This window comes from Corynebacterium sp. KPL1824, assembly GCF_000478095.1.
Lineage (GTDB): Bacteria > Actinomycetota > Actinomycetes > Mycobacteriales > Mycobacteriaceae > Corynebacterium > Corynebacterium accolens.
In genome coordinates, this window is sequence record NZ_KI515750.1 from 159,168 (window position 1) to 176,360 (window position 17,193).

General features: G+C 60.4%; 15 protein-coding genes. 1 reads left to right on the forward strand and 14 read right to left on the reverse strand.

Annotated features, from left to right (window positions below; all coding sequences use genetic code 11):
• Positions 1 to 23: 23 nt before the first annotated feature.
• Entirely contained in the window at positions 24 to 1,241 is a 1,218-nt protein-coding gene (gene pgk, locus HMPREF1267_RS07055; RefSeq protein WP_023017460.1) for a phosphoglycerate kinase, read from the reverse strand.
• Between the two features lie 129 nt (positions 1,242 to 1,370).
• On the reverse strand, positions 1,371 to 2,378 hold the full coding sequence (gene gap / locus HMPREF1267_RS07060; RefSeq protein WP_023028837.1) for a type I glyceraldehyde-3-phosphate dehydrogenase: 1,008 nt from the start codon (positions 2,376 to 2,378) through the stop codon (positions 1,371 to 1,373).
• Between the two features lie 545 nt (positions 2,379 to 2,923).
• On the opposite strand from gap, the gene HMPREF1267_RS07065 reads away from it, so the two are divergent.
• Positions 2,924 to 4,570, forward strand: a complete 1,647-nt coding sequence (locus HMPREF1267_RS07065; protein WP_023028838.1) for an L-lactate permease — start codon at positions 2,924 to 2,926, stop codon at positions 4,568 to 4,570.
• A gap of 175 nt (positions 4,571 to 4,745) precedes the next feature.
• On the opposite strand, the gene whiA is transcribed toward HMPREF1267_RS07065, so the two are convergent.
• The 12 genes from whiA to fmt all read right to left on the reverse strand — a co-directional run bounded on the left by whiA (position 4,746) and on the right by fmt (position 17,182).
• Positions 4,746 to 5,723: a DNA-binding protein WhiA gene (whiA, locus tag HMPREF1267_RS07070; protein ID WP_005279109.1), complete on the reverse strand. Its 978-nt coding sequence runs from the start codon at positions 5,721 to 5,723 to the stop codon at positions 4,746 to 4,748.
• Between the two features lie 155 nt (positions 5,724 to 5,878).
• Positions 5,879 to 6,856: a uridine diphosphate-N-acetylglucosamine-binding protein YvcK gene (yvcK, locus tag HMPREF1267_RS07075; protein WP_023017457.1), complete on the reverse strand. Its 978-nt coding sequence runs from the start codon at positions 6,854 to 6,856 to the stop codon at positions 5,879 to 5,881.
• A 23-nt stretch (positions 6,857 to 6,879) separates the two neighbouring features.
• Positions 6,880 to 7,761, reverse strand: a complete 882-nt coding sequence (gene rapZ, locus HMPREF1267_RS07080) for an RNase adapter RapZ (RefSeq protein ID WP_198012010.1) — start codon at positions 7,759 to 7,761, stop codon at positions 6,880 to 6,882.
• Between the two features lie 44 nt (positions 7,762 to 7,805).
• A complete protein-coding gene (uvrC, locus tag HMPREF1267_RS07085) occupies positions 7,806 to 9,875 on the reverse strand; it encodes an excinuclease ABC subunit UvrC (RefSeq protein ID WP_023028840.1) in 2,070 nt (689 codons plus the stop codon).
• Between the two features lie 3 nt (positions 9,876 to 9,878).
• The gene (locus HMPREF1267_RS07090; protein WP_023017455.1) at positions 9,879 to 10,427 is read right to left on the reverse strand and encodes a PH domain-containing protein; all 549 of its coding nucleotides are present in this window, start codon (positions 10,425 to 10,427) and stop codon (positions 9,879 to 9,881) included.
• A 63-nt stretch (positions 10,428 to 10,490) separates the two neighbouring features.
• On the reverse strand, positions 10,491 to 10,967 hold the full coding sequence (gene ribH / locus HMPREF1267_RS07095; protein ID WP_023017454.1) for a 6,7-dimethyl-8-ribityllumazine synthase: 477 nt from the start codon (positions 10,965 to 10,967) through the stop codon (positions 10,491 to 10,493).
• Positions 10,964 to 12,241 carry a bifunctional 3,4-dihydroxy-2-butanone-4-phosphate synthase/GTP cyclohydrolase II gene (locus tag HMPREF1267_RS07100; RefSeq protein ID WP_023017453.1) on the reverse strand — a complete coding sequence of 426 codons (1,278 nt, stop codon included), beginning with the start codon at positions 12,239 to 12,241 and terminating at the stop codon, positions 10,964 to 10,966. Before HMPREF1267_RS07100 ends, ribH begins: the two co-directional genes overlap by 4 nt.
• 23 nt (positions 12,242 to 12,264) lie before the next feature.
• Positions 12,265 to 12,867, reverse strand: a complete 603-nt coding sequence (locus tag HMPREF1267_RS07105; protein WP_023017452.1) for a riboflavin synthase — start codon at positions 12,865 to 12,867, stop codon at positions 12,265 to 12,267.
• A gap of 38 nt (positions 12,868 to 12,905) precedes the next feature.
• On the reverse strand, positions 12,906 to 13,928 hold the full coding sequence (gene ribD, locus HMPREF1267_RS07110) for a bifunctional diaminohydroxyphosphoribosylaminopyrimidine deaminase/5-amino-6-(5-phosphoribosylamino)uracil reductase RibD (RefSeq protein ID WP_369707698.1): 1,023 nt from the start codon (positions 13,926 to 13,928) through the stop codon (positions 12,906 to 12,908).
• 11 nt (positions 13,929 to 13,939) lie between these two features.
• Positions 13,940 to 14,608: a ribulose-phosphate 3-epimerase gene (rpe, locus tag HMPREF1267_RS07115; protein ID WP_023017450.1), complete on the reverse strand. Its 669-nt coding sequence runs from the start codon at positions 14,606 to 14,608 to the stop codon at positions 13,940 to 13,942.
• 10 nt (positions 14,609 to 14,618) lie between these two features.
• A complete protein-coding gene (locus HMPREF1267_RS07120; RefSeq protein ID WP_084519562.1) occupies positions 14,619 to 16,073 on the reverse strand; it encodes a transcription antitermination factor NusB in 1,455 nt (484 codons plus the stop codon).
• A gap of 167 nt (positions 16,074 to 16,240) precedes the next feature.
• A complete protein-coding gene (gene fmt, locus HMPREF1267_RS07125; protein ID WP_023017448.1) occupies positions 16,241 to 17,182 on the reverse strand; it encodes a methionyl-tRNA formyltransferase in 942 nt (313 codons plus the stop codon).
• Positions 17,183 to 17,193: the final 11 nt, after the last annotated feature.

Here is a 17,193-nt window from a genome sequence, read left to right on the forward strand (position 1 = left end):
TGTATTTAGCTGTTTTAGGCGGTTTATGCCTCGAGCACGGAAACGCCCGGCAGCTCCTTGCCCTCGAGGTATTCAAGGGATGCGCCGCCGCCGGTGGAGATGTGGCTGAAGCCATCCTCGTCGAGGCCCAAGGTGCGCACGGAGGCTGCGGAGTCGCCGCCGCCGACGACGGAGAAGGAACCGTTGGAGGAGGTGGCATCGATAATCGCCTGCGCCACCCCAGCGGTGCCCTTGGAGAAGGCTTCCATTTCGAATACGCCCATGGGGCCGTTCCAGAATACGGTCTTGGAATCTGCCAGTACGTCGGCGAATTCCTCGATGGACTTGGGTCCGATGTCCAGGGACATCCAGCCCTCAGGGATGCCATCGAGCTCAACAACCTTGGTCTCAGCGTCTGCGGCGAACTCGCTGGCGGCGGTGAGGTCTACCGGAAGGACGATCTTGTCGCCGAAGCGCTCCAGCAGGCTCTTGCAGTTTTCGATCTGGTCCTCTTGCAGCAAAGACTCCTGAACGTTGTAGCCCTTAGCGGCCAGAAGGGTGTAGCACATGCCACCGCCGATGATGATCTTGTCGGCCTTTCCGGCAAGGGCTTCGATAACGCCGAGCTTGTCGGAAACCTTTGCGCCGCCCAGAACGACGACGTAAGGGAGCGCTGGATCCTTGGCCACAGTGGACAATACGTCCAATTCCTTTTCCACCAGCTTGCCGGCGTAGGCGGGCAGGCGCTTGGCGACGTCATACACAGACGTCTGTGCGCGGTGAACAACGCCGAAGCCGTCGGAGACGAAGGCGCCGTTATCGGCAGCCAGGGCGACGAGCTCGTCGGCGAATTCGCCGCGCCCTGCCTCATCCTTAGAGGTCTCGCGTGGGTCAAAGCGGACATTTTCTACCAGCATGACATCGCCGCTGTTTAGTCCGTTGGCGCGCTCGTGGGCGTCTTCGCCGGTGACGTCGTTGGCCAAGGCAACGTACTGGCCTAGGGCCTCAGACAGCGCTTCTGCGACCGGAGCCAGGGAGTACTTGGAATTTACCTCACCCTTGGGGCGGCCGAGGTGTGCGGAAAGGATGACCTTCGCGCCGCCATCGACAAGAGCCTTGATGGTGGGAAGAGATGCGGTAATGCGGCCGGGATCGGTGATATTTCCATCATCATCCAGCGGCACGTTGAAGTCAGAACGAACCAGAATGTGGCGGTCCTCTACGCCTTCTTCTAGCAGGTTATCTAGGGTCTTAAAAGCCATGTGTTACTCCTTTTAAAGTGAACTCTGCAGTTGAGGTTCCTACATAAAAGGATACCGGCCACAACGTCGTGCCGTCAGGGGCGTTCGTTGTGGCCGGTATCGCATTAAGGGCTGCTCTGTATTAGAACTTTAGAGCTTTTCTGCAACCAGGTTGGTCATACGGACGAGCTGGGAGGTGTAGCCCCACTCGTTGTCGTACCAACCCAGCACCTTGACCAGGTTGCCGTTGGAGACCTTGGTCATGCCGGCATCGAAGATGCAGCCGTGCGGGGAGGTGACGATGTCGGTGGAAACCAGGGGATCCTCGGTGTATGCGAGGGTGTCCTTCAGCTCGCCTTCAGCTGCTTCCTTGAGTGCGGCGTTGATCTCCTCAACGGTGACGTCGCGGGAAGCGGTGAAGGTCAGGTCCGTTGCGGAACCGGTGATGACCGGAACGCGCATTGCGTAGCCGTCCAGCTTGCCTTCCAGCTCAGGCAGGACCAAGGAGACGGCCTTAGCTGCACCGGTGGAGGTAGGAACCAGGTTGACCGCTGCGGCGCGGGCGCGGCGCAGGTCCTTGTGAGGAGCGTCCTGCAGGCGCTGGTCACCGGTATAAGCGTGAACGGTGGTCATCAGGCCCTTTTCCACACCGAACTTATCATTCAAAACCTTGGCCATAGGAGCCAGGCAGTTGGTGGTGCAGGAAGCTGCGGAAATAACGTCGTGGTTAGCTGGGTCGTAAGTGTCGGAGTTAACACCGTAGACGAAGGTTGCGTCGACTTCCTTACCAGGAGCAGAGATGATGACCTTCTTGGCGCCGGCCTCAATGTGAGCCTTTGCGTCGTTGCCGTTGGTGAACAGGCCGGTGGACTCGATAACGAGGTCCACGTCCAGCTCGCCCCACTTCAGGTTCTTCGGGTCCTTCTCGTTGAAGACCTGGATGCGGTTGCCGTTGACGGTGATAGAGTCATCGTCGTAGGTAATCTCGCCGTCGAAGCGACCCAGTACAGAGTCGTACTTCAACAGGTTAGAGAGAGTCTGGTTATCGGTCAGGTCGTTGACGGCAACGATCTCAAGGTCGTTGTCGGTCCGGTTAACTGCGTGGAAGAAGTTACGACCAATGCGGCCAAAGCCGTTAATGCCTACGCGGGTAGTCACTGTAAATCTCCTCAAAAAGTCGAGTAATAATTTCTATGGGCCTACCGCGGGTCCTTCGAGTACTTTACTGCTCTGGGTGAGTAAGGTGCCCGAGGCTTTGCCCAACAACCGCAATACTACAGAGCCTTTATAGCGCGTGCAGTGGGCTGCAAGGCTGCCAGAAAAGTATCTGAAAGTTTTCCGATCTAGGCGTACAATCTTCCCGAGCATTTTTGTTTCTCCCGAATTATCCGGCAGTTCAAGCCCGTTTAAGTTGGTTCTTGTGGACTTTACACCGTTAATGTGTGATATATCACTGTACGGAGTATTCCGCTGCCTGCTCGCACACTGACTCCCCACAGAGACGGTGACATAAATTAACTTGGGCCAAATCACACGACCGCGTTTATGACGCGATATGCTTACGCTAACTCACTGTGTTCCAGGTAGCACTCGGGCATTCGCTCGGCGCTAGCTCTCGCCTGAAACGCGTGGGCAACTAATTTAAGTCCCCCGCAGACCGAATGCGCCTGCGATAGTACCCCCGTTAGAATCGAGGATACTCAATGTTTGAGATAAATACCTCTGTTGTGGGAGACAGTCTTGGGCTCACCGCGCTCGTGGCAATTCTCCCCCTCGTGGCTTTCTTCATTATGTTGATGGGCTTTAAAGCCCGTGCACATACTTCAGGAGCCGTTGCCCTTGCGACCTCCATCATCCTGGCCATAGTTGCCTTTTCGATGCCCGTGGATATGGCACTGTCCTCCGCGGTCCGCGGTGGGCTCTTCGGCCTCCTGCCCATTGTTTGGGTCATTATTACGGCGATTTGGTTTTACGAAATCACGGTCGCCTCGGGCCGCTTCGAAGATTTGCGTAAGACCTTCGACCTCTTAGGCGATGGCGATATCCGCATCCAGTCGATGCTCATCGCCTTCTGTTTCGGTGGCCTCCTTGAAGCCCTTGCGGGTTTCGGCGCCCCGGTGGCCATCACCGCCACCATGATTATGGCGCTCGGCGTCAAGCCGCTGCGCGCTGCGACGGTCGTTCTTATTGCCAATACCGCTCCGGTGGCATTCGGCGCGGTTGGTATTCCGGTCACCACCGCCGGTGAGGTTGGCGGACGTACCGCCGAGCAAACCCAAGATATCGCCGGCCTTATCGCCCTGCAGGTCTTGGTCATTGCCGCGATTGTTCCGTTCCTCATCGCATTCATCCTGGACGGCATGCGCGGCGTGAAGGAAACGGCGCCCGCCGCCGCGGTCATCGGCATTTCCTTTGCCGCCGCACAGTGGCTGACCGCCACCTTCTTTGCTTACCAGCTCACCAACGTTATTGCCTGCATCGTCTCCCTGGGTGCCGCCTTCATCTTCCTCCGCGTATGGAAGCCACGCGGCGTCGCGCAGCTGCGCGAGCGCATGGAGCTGCCCGCCGCAGAAACGTCGACCGACCTCAATGGCCGCCGCATCTGGATGGCCCTGCTGCCCTACGCCGTCGTTACCGCCGTATTTGCCATCGCGACCGCAGCACCGGCGATCTTCGGCTTCTGGAAGCTGAAGTTCGCGTGGCCGCTGCTGGATGGCACCGTCATCGGCACCAACGGCGAGGCCATGGACACCAGCTTTAGCTTCAATGTCTTTGGCAACCCCGGTACCTTGCTCTTACTCTCCGGCATTATCGTGGCCATTGTTGATCACTTCTGCAACGAAAACGGCCGCTACAAGCTCAGCTTCGCCCAACCCGTGCAAGCTTTTGGTGAAGTTGCCAACCGCATGAAGTTCTCCGGACTGACCATTGTCTTGGTCCTCGCTTTGGCCTACACGATGAACTACTCGGGTCAGACCATCGCCATCGGTGAATTCGTATCTTCCGCCGGTTCCATCTTCGCTCTCTTCGCTCCCGTGCTGGGCTGGATCGGTACCGCGGTGACCGGCTCCGATACCTCCGCGAACGCGCTCTTTGGCAACCTCCAGGTCGCCGCCGCTGACCGCATTGGCGTCAACCCTGACCTCATGCTAGCCGCCAATACCGCCGGTGGTGTTGTGGGTAAGATGATTTCGCCACAGTCCCTGGCCATTGCGGCAACCGCCGTATCCATGGAGGGCAAGGAATCCGTCATCTTGAAGAACGTCGTGGGCTACTCCATCGCGTTCTTGGCCGTTGTCTGTGTCATCGTCTTCTTGATGACCAACGTCTTGGGCTTCTTGGTCCCATAAGGCGGTCCCATAAAGCTTAGGCCGCCACCGGCTTTAAGCCCCTGCCCCGCCTAGCACCAAATCATCCTCGGTGCTGGGCCGCGGCACAACACAAGGCGGGAAGGACAAGCACCTCAGTGCTGTCTCCTTCCCGCCTTTCGTAGTTCAAAGAGCCGGAGCCAATCGTGCCCAGCGCCTAAGAGTCACCAAAAAGATCGTCCGAGATGGACTCGTTAGTATCGGGGATATCCAGTTCTTCGGCCCGCTTATCCGCCATGGACAATAGGCGCCGAATGCGCCCGGCTACCGCATCCTTGGTCATGGGCGGATCCGCCAGCCGGCCGAGCTCCTCCAACGAGGCCTCGCGGTGCTGCACGCGCAGGCGGCCGGCATCGGCCAGGTGCTCAGGAACGTCATCGCCCAAGATTTCCATCGCCCGATCCACGCGCGCCGCAGCGGTCACGGCGGCCCGCGCCGAGCGGCGCAGGTTGGCATCATCAAAGTTATCCAACCGGCGCGATGTATCGTGCGCTTCGCGCTTTACCCGCTTCTTTTCCCAAGACAAGCGGGTCACCTGAGCGCCCATGCGGGTCAGCAGCGCGCCAATGGCATCGCCGTCGCGGACAACCACCCGATCCTCGCCGCGGGTCTCTTTAGTCTTCGCGGATATCCCCAGGCGCCGCGCGCAGCCCACGAGTGCCAACGCGGCCTCTTGGCAGGGGCAGGTTACTTCCAGCGCCGAAGAACGCCCTGGTTCCGTCAGGCTGCCGTGGGCAAGGAAGGCACCCCTCCACGCGGCCTCGCTATCTGCCACCGTGCCGGAAATGACCTGCGGGGGAAGCCCCACCACGGCGTGACCGGAACGGGTGATCAGGCCCAAGCGGCGGGTAAGCTCCTTCGCCCCTGTGGTGATGCGCACGATGACGCGGGATTTCTTCGCCGTCCCCGCAGGGCCAACAACATGGCTTTCCGCTTCGATCCCGTAGAGCTCGTCCAAAGCCACAAGGATGCGTTGCGCAATAGCCTGGTTATCGAGCTCGAGCTCATAGGCCATGCTGTCCCCAGAGACGTCTACCTCTCCGGCAAAGCGCAGAATCGATGCGAGCTCCGCTGCGCGCGCGGACTGACGGGTTACGCCTACCGCCGCTAGTTCTTCTTTGACCTGTTCGGTCAACGGTGTGGTCACCTAGTTCGCCCCATTTCTCTGTCACAGTCACGAATGACGCTTGTGCAATGCACGGCCCCACGCACACCAACTACTGCGTGGGAAACTGAATTTTCTTATTTTACCGTGCCCCGCGCATTGAGGACTGGCTGGCCTGATTTTAATTAGGCCCGCCGGTACTCGTTATAAAGATCCACGATGACAGAAGAAAGTTTGTCTGGATCGTGTTTCATCAATCGCTGTCCATTGTCATCCTGAATGCTGACATCCGCAAATACCGCGCGCGCCCCCAAGGCTTGCGCGGCGCGCTGCACATAAACCCGTTCGCTCTCATTCGGCAGCGCTGCCGCATCCACCACGATGCGATCGATGCGCAAATTCGGTGCGTGACGGGCAAGAACGTGCACGTGGCGCTCCGCAGAAAAGCCTTGGGTTTCTCCCGGTTCGGCCGACAGGTTGAGCATGACGACGCGCAAGGCATTGGATTCAGAAATGGCCTGGACGATCTCTGGCACCAACGTATGTGGCAGCACGGAGCTAAACCAGGATCCCGGACCGATGGTAATAAGATCAGCTTGTCTAATGGCCTCCAGCGCGGCGGGATTGGCTTGTGGGGCTTCAGGCAGGATTCGCACGCGCCGCACATGCCCCGGCGTCGATGCCACCGCGACCTGGCCGCGGACCTGGCGCATGACCCGGGGGTCATCGTCAAGCCCTGAGACATCGGCCTCAATTTCTAGGGGATGCGGGACCACGGGGATGACCCGCCCGTGCGAGTGGGTAAGCTCCGCCACCGCGTCCAAGGCGGCCTGGTAATCGCCCAAAACCCCGGTCAAACCGGCGATCATGAGGTTGCCCACGGCATGGCCTGCCATAGCGCCATTGCCGCCAAAGCGATGCTGGAGGGTCTTGCCCCACAGCTCGCCTATCCGATTGTCATCGGCTAGCGCCGCCAAAGCCATGCGCAGGTCACCGGGTGGAATGATATCCAATTCCCGGCGCAGGCGCCCCGAAGATCCGCCATCATCGGCAACCGTCACGATGGCAGAAATATCCGCTGCATTGCTGCGCCGCGCGGATAAAAGGGTTTGATAAAGACCATGGCCGCCGCCAAGGCAGACCATATGAGAAGGGTGTTCCATACAGTTTTTAATGCTCCTCAGCCCTAATTGCGGGCGATATCCCGGTGCAAAATGCTGACGTCAAGGGTGTCATTGGCGCGCAGGCGCTTGGCGATGTCCTCAGCTACCGCCACCGAGCGGTGATGCCCGCCGGTACAGCCGACGCCCACGGTGATGAAGTTCTTGCCCTCGTGCCGGTATCCCTCGAGCATGGTGGAAAACATGGCGACAAAATTATCCACAAATTTCTGGGCGGCCGGTTGCGACAGGACATAATCGGCCACAGGCGCATCCGTACCGCGGCAGCCGCGCAGCTCCGGAATCCAGTAGGGATTGGGCAAAAAGCGTACGTCGACAACGATGTCGGCATCGCGCGGGGAACCATTCTTAAAACCGAAGGATTCCACCGTGACGTGCTGGTTCGTATTCTGAAACTCGCCAAACGCAGCTTCGATAGCCCGGCGCAAGTCATGAATCGAGAGGTTCGTAGAATCGATGATGATATCGGAGCGATCCCGAATCTCCGCCACCGCTTGGCGTTCGCGTTGGATGCCCGCCTTCAAGGTATCGTCGCCCTGCAAGGGGTGGGTGCGCCGCACAGAGTCGAAGCGACGGATGAGCACATCATCGCGGGCATCGAGGAAGAGCACGGTGGGCTTCATACCCAGCGCCGTTAGCTCATCGATGGTCTCCATGAGGGAACCCGGAAACATGCGGGAACGCACGTCCGTTACCGCCGCAACCTTTTCAACGGGCGTTTCTTCCTGGTTGCACAATTTCCACAGGTCCACGATGGCGCGCGGCGGGATATTATGCGCCACGTAGTAGCCCTTATCCTCAAAGACCTTGGCGGCGGAACTCAACCCGCCGCCGGACATGCCGGTAATCAAGATGGGCGGAGTCTCGAAGTGCGTCATGCACACCAGTCTAGCGTTTTCACGCTCCGGACTTCTGCCGGAAGGCTGCTTATTTACTGTGCGTCGTGCAACTTATCGTAAACGGTCTGGGCCAGCTTCGGCCCGAAGCCGTTGACCTCGCAGATCTCATCCACCGAAGCAGCCTTGAGCTTTTTGACGGAGCCAAAGTGCTTGACCAAATCCGTCCGGCGCTGCGGACCGAGACCAGGAATTGCATCAAGCGCCGAAGAGCGCATGCGCTTAGACCGTTGTTGCCGGTGGTAGGTAATGGCAAAGCGGTGCGCCTCATCGCGAATCTGTTGCAGCAAGAACAGGGCCTGGGAATTGCGCGGCAAAATCACCGGTTCATTATCGCCTGGAACCCAAATTTCTTCCAAGCGCTTGGCCAGCCCCACGAGGGTGACATCGACAATGCCCAGTTCATCAAATACCTCTTGCGCCGCGGCCACCTGGGGCGCGCCGCCATCCACGATGAACAACTGAGGAGGATAGGCAAAGCGGCGGCCTGCCTCGGCGGATTCTTCCGCCACCTTTTCTTCCGCGAACGAAGACTCTTCCTTTTCCTCGTCCGGGTTCGCCAACTTATCTTGGTTGTGGCGCTTAAACCGGCGCCGCGTGATTTCTGCAATGGAGCCGACGTCATTGGAATGCCCGTCGCCGGCGGCTTCCTTGATGCGGTAGCGCCGGTAATCGGATTTCTTCGGGATACCGTCTTCAAAAACCACCAACGAGGCGACGACATCGGTGCCTTGGATATGCGAAATATCGGTGCACTCAATGCGCAGCGGTGCTTGGTCCATGCCCAAGGCATCCTGGATATCCTGCAGCGCCGCAGACCGCGCGGTGAGGTCGCCGACGCGCTTCAACTTGTGCTGGCGCAGCTGCTCCTTGGCGTTCTTCTCCACGGTATCCATAAGGGAGCGTTTATCGCCGCGTTGGGGCACGCGGAGATCGACGCGCGCACCACGCAGGTCTTCCAAGAGGGACACCACTTGTTCGGATTCCTCCGGCATGGCCTGGACCAGAATCTCGCGCGGGATGACGTGGACGTGGCGCTGTTCCATGTGCGATTCCTGGTCCACCCCGCGCCGCGGCACATCCGCAGCTAAAGCCGCGTCCTCACGAGCTTCTTGTTCTTCGCGCTCCACGGCATCCGAGTAAAATTGGATGAGGAAGTTTTGCACCAGGGCGGGCAAGGCGGGATCGGGTTGTCCCTTCTCAATGGGTTCAGAGGTTGCCTGGTCGCCGGCGCGTTCAACGACCCAGCCGCGCTGGCCGCGGATCCTGCCGCCGCGCACGTGAAAGATTTGGACGGCGGCTTCCAATTCATCGGAATTAAACGCAATCAGATCGGCATCGGTGCCATCGGCGAAGACAACCGCTTGTTGCTCCATAATCTTATCGATGGCCCCAAGGTCATCGCGCAGCCGCGCCGCGCGCTCAAATTCCAGGTTTTCGGCGGCAGCCTCCATGTCCTTGACCAGCTTGCGCCTAACTCCCGCCGTGTTGCCGTTCATGAACGATACCAACTCATTGACGGTCTCGCGGTGTTCTTCCTTGCTTACCCGCCCGATACAGGGCGCATCGCACTTGCCGATGTAGCCCAAAAGGCACGGCCGCCCCAGCCGCTCATGCCGGTTATATACACCCTTTGAACAGGTGCGCATGGGAAAGACGCGGGTGAGCAGATCCAGGCTTTCGCGCACCGCCCATGCATGGGAATAGGGCCCGAAGTAGCGCACCCCCTTACGCCGGGGGCCGCGGTAAAAAAAGGCGCGCGGGACAACCTCTCCCACCGAGACGGCAAGCATGGGATACGTCTTGTCATCGCGGTACATGACGTTGAAGTGCGGGTCGAACCGCTTAATCCAGGTATATTCCAGCTGCAGGGCTTCAACTTCGCTGGCAACAACCGTCCACTCCACGGAGCTGGCGGTCAACACCATTTGCCGCGTGCGCGGGTGCAGCTGCGTGATGTCTTGGAAATAATTGGACAGGCGCGCCCGCAGGTTTTTGGCCTTGCCTACGTAGATGACGCGCTTGTTTTCATCGCGGAACTTATAAACGCCCGGCTCCGTCGGAATGGTTCCTGGGGCGGGGCGATAGGTGGTTGGATCTGCCAATGCTTAATCCTGCGGCATGTATTTGGCTTCCAGATCGCGGAAGTCACGGACTTTTGTGATCACGGTATCTTTATCGCCGGACTGCAGCGCCCACACGGGCACGGCCTCAAATTCGGGCAGCTCGAGGCGGGCCATGCGCTGGCCGACGGGGAAGGATAGCCCGTAGACCACCTGCCACGGGTAAAAGCGCGTGCCGATGATATTGCGGACCTCTACCCCATCCTCATTGGCCTGCAGCCGCGGCCGGTTCAGCGCAATCCAGGACAAGATGGAAATGACTACGCCCACACCGGGGAAAGCAAATTTATCGATGGTGGTCACGTGCGCGCCGGTAAAAGAGATATCGAGAGTGACACCCATGAAAATATGGATGGCCATGACTAGGATGACCCAGCCGATGGCAATCTTGCGCAAAAACGGGGACTTGGCGGTATACTCCCACGGCTTCGACGTGGTCCGTGCGAAGGGATCCGCGCTGGTATAGGCCAATACTTCCGCATCGCTAAGGGTGCGGCGCGGTTGGGATTCATTCGAGGCTGCGGACTCATTCATGTGTTTACTCCTCTGGAAGTCCTGCCTGCCGGTCAATGGTCAGGATTTCGATTGGCCTTGTTATTAATATTCTGCGTTTAGTCTACGCAATTGCAACGCGGTGTCTAAAGCCGCAATCATGGATTCTGCGCCCTTATTTTCCGCAGAGTCTGGGAAACCTGCGCGATCGATGGCCTGCTGCTGGTCATTAACCGTCAAGACACCATTGCCAATCGGCGTCGATTCATCCAAGGAGATGCGCGTTAGGGCTTGGGTGACGGAATCGCAGACGTAATCGAAGTGCGGAGTGCCGCCGCGGATGACGCAGCCCAAGGCAACGACGGCATCGAATTTCCGCGCTGCTGCTTGGACAACCACACCCAATTCCAAGGAACCAACGACGCGGAATTCTGCGACCTCTGCCCCATTTGCCCGGGCAGTCTCCACCGCCTGCTGATGCAGCTGATCGCAGACCTCCTCATTCCAGGTCGCGGTCACCACCGCGACGCGGAGGCCGCGCGCATCTACCTGCGCGATAGCGGGTAATCCTTCTTTACTCATTTGCCTAATTCTCCTTCGTGCTGCGCGTCCCACTGTGCCACCTGCGGAAGATCGTGGCCCATGCGGTCGCGTTTGGTCCGCAGATACCGAATATTATCGGCGTTGGCGGCGATGGTAAGCGGGGTATGTTGGCTGACTTCAATGCCGAATCCGGCGAGCCCTTCTCCCTTGTGCGGGTTATTGGTCAACAGTTGTGCCGATTCCACCCCAAGGTCCTTCAGGATCTGGCCGGCCACGGAATACTCCCGGGCATCTTCTGGCAGCCCTTGTTCCAAGTTCGCGTCGACCGTATCCCAGCCCTCGTCCTGGAGCCGGTACGCCTGGAGCTTGTGCACCAATCCGATCCCGCGGCCTTCGTGGCCGCGCAGGTAAATTACTACCCCGCTGCCGGCTTCTTGCACCTTGCGCAGGGATTCCTGCAATTGGGGGCCACAATCGCACCGGCGCGAGCCAAAAACATCCCCAGTAAGGCACTCGGAGTGCACGCGCACCACGACATCGCGGGCACCGCGAAGCTGCGCCGGATCGCCGGCGATTAAAGCAATGTGTTCTTGACCGTCAAGGTCGTGGCGGTAACCAATCGCGGTGAATTCGCCATACTCGGTGGGCAGGCGGGTTTCCACCGCCCGCTGGGTTTGCACCTCGTGGTGGCGGCGCCACTCGATGAGCTGCGCGATAGAAATCAGGGCGAGGCCGTGCTTATCGGCAAAGCGGCGCAGCTCCGGCCCGCGGGCCATATCCGTCGGGTCTTCTTCTGATACGACTTCACACAGCACGCCCGCAGGACGAAGGCCAGCAAGGCGCGCCAAATCGACGGCGGCTTCCGTGTGCCCATCGCGCTCCAGCACCCCACCGGGCCGTGCGCGCAGGGGAACGACGTGTCCTGGCCGAGTAAAGTCGCTGGACCGGGTCGAAGGATCCGCCAAGCGGCGGATGGTTTCCGCGCGGGAGGCCGCAGAAATTCCGGTAGAGCCTGTCGCCGCATCCACGGTGACCGTATAGGCGGTCTGGCGCACATCCTGGTTCTGCGCCATCATCGGCGGCAAATCGAGCCGCTGGCAATCTTCCGGCAATAGCGAGGCGCACACGTATCCGGAGGAATACCGCACCATAAACGCGACCAGTTCCGGGGTTGCCAGCTCCGCGGCAAAGATCAGATCCCCTTCGTTTTCCCGTCCTTCATCATCCATGACGATGACCGGCTTGCCGGCGGCAATCTCCGCAATGGCGTGGTCGATGGCATCAAAATGGATGCTCTCTTCAGTCGCGAACATAACCTAGCAGTCTAGTCCTTTGCTTAAGCAATCCCGGATTCGGGGTGAAGCATCTTTTCTACATACTTCGCCAGCACATCCACCTCGAGGTTTACGATATCGCCAACCTTGGATTCACCGTGCGTCGTCTCCCGCAAGGTGGTTGGGATGAGGGAGACCTCGAACCAATCTTCGCCTACGGCGCTGACGGTCAAGGACGTGCCGTTGACCGCGATGGAGCCCTTTTCCACGACGTACCGAGCAAGATCGCGGGGCAAGCTAAAGCGCAGCACGTCCCAGTGCTCCGAGTGCTCGCGCGAGACCAAGCGCGCCGTGCCATCGACATGGCCCTGCATCATGTGTCCACCCAGCCGCGTGGTCGGCAGCAATGCCGGCTCAACGTTCACCCGCGCGCCCTCTTTCAGCTGACCGAGTCCCGTCCGGTCCAATGACTCTTGCATCACATCAGCGCAGAAAATATCCCCATCCAATTCCGCGATGGTAAGGCACACGCCATTGATGGCGATGGAATCCCCTAGGCGCGCGTCACTCACCGTCTGCGGCGCGCGAATGCTCAGCCGCAGCGCATCCGCCTGTTGCTCGAGCGCGGCTACCGTGCCGAGTTCTTGTACTAGCCCTGTAAACAATTAATCCCCTTGTGTTTATCTCTTAAGTATCTAATCTCTTAACGCTCGTTCCGCGCCTCGTATTCTACGAGGACATCGGGCCCGAGGCTGGTGGTGCGCACGGTGGTAAAACGTGGGGCATCGGCAAGCGTGTGCGCCACCGTATTCGCCAGAACCCCGCGCCCCTGGCCGAGCAGGATGGGGGCAATATACGCCGCCAGCGCATCCACGGCGCCAGCCTCGATAAAGCCCTGGGCCAGGCCAGCCCCGCCTTCCACCAAGACGTCGCGGGCGCCGCTAGCATATAGCTCCTTCAGCGCGCCCTCGATGCTGTCATATTGCTCAAACCCCAGCCGCTGCAGGTGAGAGGCCTTCTCACCCGCGACACGAAGATCGCGCTTGCCGATGACCACGCGGCGCGGCTGGTGCTCCCGCAGACTCCCATCGCTAAAGCGCGCGGTAAGCGAGGGGTTATCGGCAAGCGCGGTGCCGGTGCCGATAATGATGGCATCGCGCCGCGCTCTATCGGCGTGGACCCACTCGCGGGCCTTAGGCCCAGTGATCCACTGGCTCGTGCCATCGGCCGCAGCGGTAAACCCATCCAAGGTCTGTGCGAATTTCAGGGTCACGTGCGGGCGCTGCAGCTTTACCGCGCGCAACCAAGCACGCACCGCGTCTTCGACGCCATCCGGCGCGGTGAGCCGGCCCACTTCTACCCCGGCTGCGGCCAAGGCCTGCGCGCCGCCGCCTGCTTGGGGCGTCGGATCGGGATGGAGGTAGAACACGCGAGCAATTCCGGCATCGATAAGCGCCGTGGCGCAGGGACCCGTCCTGCCCGTATGCGCGCAGGGCTCCAGGGTAACAACGGCCGTACCGCCGCGGGCTTTCTCGCCGGCCGCGCGCAGCGCCATGACTTCCGCGTGAGCACCGCCCACCGGCTGGGTCGCACCAATGCCCACAACGGCGCCGGTAGCAGACAAAATCACCGCGCCTACAGGAGGATTGGGGCTTGTGGTACCGCGCACCGCCGCGCCGGCCTGCATGGCCTGAAGCAATGCTCCGGGAATATTGGTTTCATCCATCGCGCCGGCCATTATGACCGCGCCGCAAGCGCGCGCAGTTCTTCCACCGCCTGCGCTGGATCGTCGCTTTTGAATACGGCCGATCCTGCCACGAAGGAATCGCACCCGGCCTCCGCGGCCAAGGCAATCGTATCCGGGTCGATGCCGCCATCGATTTCGATGACGGTATCGAGGTTCTGCTGGTCAATGCTTTCGCGCAGGGCGCGGACTTTATCCAGCATGGCGGGCATGAATTTCTGCCCGCCAAAACCTGGTTCTACGGACATGACCAGCACCTCATCAAAATGGCGCAGCTTATCCAGCCACGGCTCAATGGGCGTATCCGGCTTGATGGAAAAGGCGGCACGCGCGCCCAAGTCCCGAATCTTTTCTGCCAATTCCACCGCGGCTGCTTCACCCTCAACCGCTTCCACGTGAAAAATGATCGTGGTAGCACCGGCTTTGATATAGGTCTCCACCCATTTCGCCGGTGACTCAATCATCAGGTGCACGTCAAGCGGCTTATCCGTGGACCTTTTCACCGTGGCCGTAATATCCGGACCGAAGGAAAGGTTGGGGACAAAGTGCCCGTCCATGATGTCTACATGGATCCAATCGGCATTCGAGATGGCCTCTAGTTGTTCACCTAGCCGCGCGAAGTCAGCAGCCAAAATTGACGGAGAAATAAGTGGTGCAGGCATACCGTTAATCCTAGCGCCCTTCCTCATCGCCGCGCCGCAATACCGCCATGAACATGGCATCGGTGCCGTGGCGGTGCGGCCACATTTGGACGGATTTTTCTTTTCCTACATTGCCCATATCCGGGATAAAATCCCGCGCATCCAGCTCCTGCGCGCCCAGCTTTTCTACCGCTTGGTCGACGATGTCACGGGTTTCGCGCAGGTCCGGCGAACAGGTGGAATACACCACGACCCCGCCCGGGCGCACGAGCTTTAAAGCAGAGGACAAGAGCTCGAATTGAAGTGTCGAAAGCTCGGCAATATCGTCCTCCGATTTCCGCCACCGCGCCTCTGGTCGGCGCCGCAATGCGCCCAGGCCCGAACACGGCGCGTCCACCAAGATGCGATCGAATCCCGAGCCGACCTGCGGGTTGCGGCCATCGGCCACATGAACGGTCACCGGCAGCCCTTGCACGGTCTTTTCAATCAGTTTCGCGCGGTGCGGTGATACTTCCACGGCATCGACCTGCGCGGACTCGATGCGCGCCAAGGCCCCCATCAAGGCCGCCTTGCCACCTGGGCCCGCACATAGGTCGAGCCAACGTCCCTGGTCGGTACCGCTGACAGGAACCTCGCACACCGCGCGGGCGATAAGCTGCGAGCCTTCATCTTGTACCGCGGCCATGCCCTGCTGGACCGGTTCCAATTGGCCTGGGTCCCCAGAATCCATATACACCGCGTAGGGCGAGTAGGTACCTTCTTCGTTTCCGGTAATCAGCGCCAGTTCCTCGGCGGAAATTTCGCCCGGCCGCGCCACCAGGTGCACGCTCGGTCGCTCGGAATCCGCCGCTAAGGCAGCCGGCAATTCCTCGGGGTCGACAACGCGGGCAAAAGACTCCGCGATCCACGTTGGGTGCGCATGCCTAAAGGCCAGGCCCGCAACCTCACCTTCTGGGGCAAGGCGCTTGAGCCACTCATTCGGCGGGGTCCGGGTAATGGTGCGCAAGATGCCATTGGCAAACCCTTTGGCTTTTTCTTCCCCGCCCGCCACGACGAGCCGGACGGAGGTATCTACCGCAGCGTGGGGTTCCACGCGCGTATAGAGCACCTGGTAGGTGCCCAGACGCAGGGCATCGATGACCACCGGCGAGATTGCCTCCAACTCGCGCGAGGAGCACTGCGCGATTACCGCATCGAGCACGCCCAAGGTGCGCAGGGTGCCATAGGTAATCTCCGTGGCAAACGCGGCATCGCGGCCAGAAAGTTTCTGCTTGCGCAGCGCCTTGGGCAGGACGAGGTTGGCAAACGCATCCTCTTCACTTACCCGGCGCACCACATCGAAGGCAACGGCGCGGGCCGGATCCACGCCCTGGTCGATGGCGGCCTGCACCAGTGTTTTCCCCGCGCCCGTGTTCTTTGTGCCCGCATTCCGATTACCTCGGTTTCCTCGGTTATCCCGGTGGTCGCGGTTGCGCTGATCCTGCATGCCGCGACCACGCTGTGCGGATCCACGCTGAGCTTGGCCGCGATTGTCTTGGCCACGCTGCGCATTGCCTCGCTGCCCACCGCCGCGCTGGGGCGCGCCGTTCTTGCCGTGTTGTGTAGCCTCCGGCGCCTTGTCGCCGGACTTACTGCGGGAGCGGAATCCACCAGTCACTGGAACCTCACCTCTGCGTTCTTTCCTAATCCACGCGCCCAATCGGCCGCATTCATCATCTTTTTGCCCGGCGGCTGAATCCTATCCAGCTGCACCGGTTGCGTCGCGGTCCCGATGTACACCGCGTCCTTGCTAATCAGCGCCTCGCCCGGATGCAGCTGCTTGCCGATGCCCTCGGTGAGACTCACCGGGCCGAGCTTGAGGCGGGCATCGTCAAGCAGCGTCCACGCGCCCGGGCCTGGGGTGTGGGCGCGGATATGCCGGTCGATGGCGAAGGCAGGCTGCGCCCAGTCAATGCGGGCTGCCGCGGTAGAGATCTTCGGCGCATAGGTGGCTTCGCCGCTTTGGGCCTGCGGCTCCAGCGTGCCGGCCTCCAGCCCATCCATGGTGGCGACCAGGAGATCCGCCCCGGAATACGCCAGCCGTGTGAGCAGATCGTCCGCGGTATCGGTTCCGGTGATGTCTTCTGTAACCGTGCCGAATACCGGGCCCGTATCCAGGCCTTCTTCAATCCGGAAGGTGGACGCACCGGTAATATCATCGCCCGCCGCGATAGCCGCCTGCACCGGCGCCGCGCCGCGCCAGGCGGGAAGAAGGGAAAAGTGCAGGTTGACCCAGCCATGGCGCGCGACATCCAAGAGATCCTTGCTAATGAGATTGCCATAGGCCACCACCGGAATGGCCTCGGGCTGCAGCTCCGCCAGGCGCTCACGCAGGTTATCGCCATCCTCCGTGCCAGGCCGCAGCGTGGTCGGGGTCAACACCTCGATGCCGTGTTCTTGCGCCAGCGCCTTTACCGGGCTCGGGTGAAGGCTGCGGCCCCTGCCCTTCTTCGCATCGGGCCGGGTAATGACCGCTACCACTTCGTGGCTGGAGGCAAGCAATTTCTCCAATGCCACCACCGCCGGCTCTGGGGTGCCGGCAAAAATAATCCGCATACTGGATGAGT

What these genes read in the sequence shown, in the direction of transcription:
- HMPREF1267_RS07090 (WP_023017455.1), bottom strand. Translation starts at nt 10,427, where the DNA reads ATGAATGAGTCCGCAGCCTCGAATGAATCCCAACCGCGCCGCACCCTT.
- rpe (WP_023017450.1), bottom strand. Translation starts at nt 14,608, where the DNA reads ATGCCTGCACCACTTATTTCTCCGTCAATTTTGGCTGCTGACTTCGCG.
- HMPREF1267_RS07065 (WP_023028838.1), top strand. Translation starts at nt 2,924, where the DNA reads ATGTTTGAGATAAATACCTCTGTTGTGGGAGACAGTCTTGGGCTCACC.
- ribH (WP_023017454.1), bottom strand. Translation starts at nt 10,967, where the DNA reads ATGAGTAAAGAAGGATTACCCGCTATCGCGCAGGTAGATGCGCGCGGC.
- ribD (WP_369707698.1), bottom strand. Translation starts at nt 13,928, where the DNA reads ATGGATGAAACCAATATTCCCGGAGCATTGCTTCAGGCCATGCAGGCC.
- fmt (WP_023017448.1), bottom strand. Translation starts at nt 17,182, where the DNA reads ATGCGGATTATTTTTGCCGGCACCCCAGAGCCGGCGGTGGTGGCATTG.
- HMPREF1267_RS07120 (WP_084519562.1), bottom strand. Translation starts at nt 16,073, where the DNA reads ATGCAGGATCAGCGCAACCGCGACCACCGGGATAACCGAGGAAACCGA.
- yvcK (WP_023017457.1), bottom strand. Translation starts at nt 6,856, where the DNA reads ATGGAACACCCTTCTCATATGGTCTGCCTTGGCGGCGGCCATGGTCTT.
- pgk (WP_023017460.1), bottom strand. Translation starts at nt 1,241, where the DNA reads ATGGCTTTTAAGACCCTAGATAACCTGCTAGAAGAAGGCGTAGAGGAC.
- HMPREF1267_RS07100 (WP_023017453.1), bottom strand. Translation starts at nt 12,241, where the DNA reads ATGTTCGCGACTGAAGAGAGCATCCATTTTGATGCCATCGACCACGCC.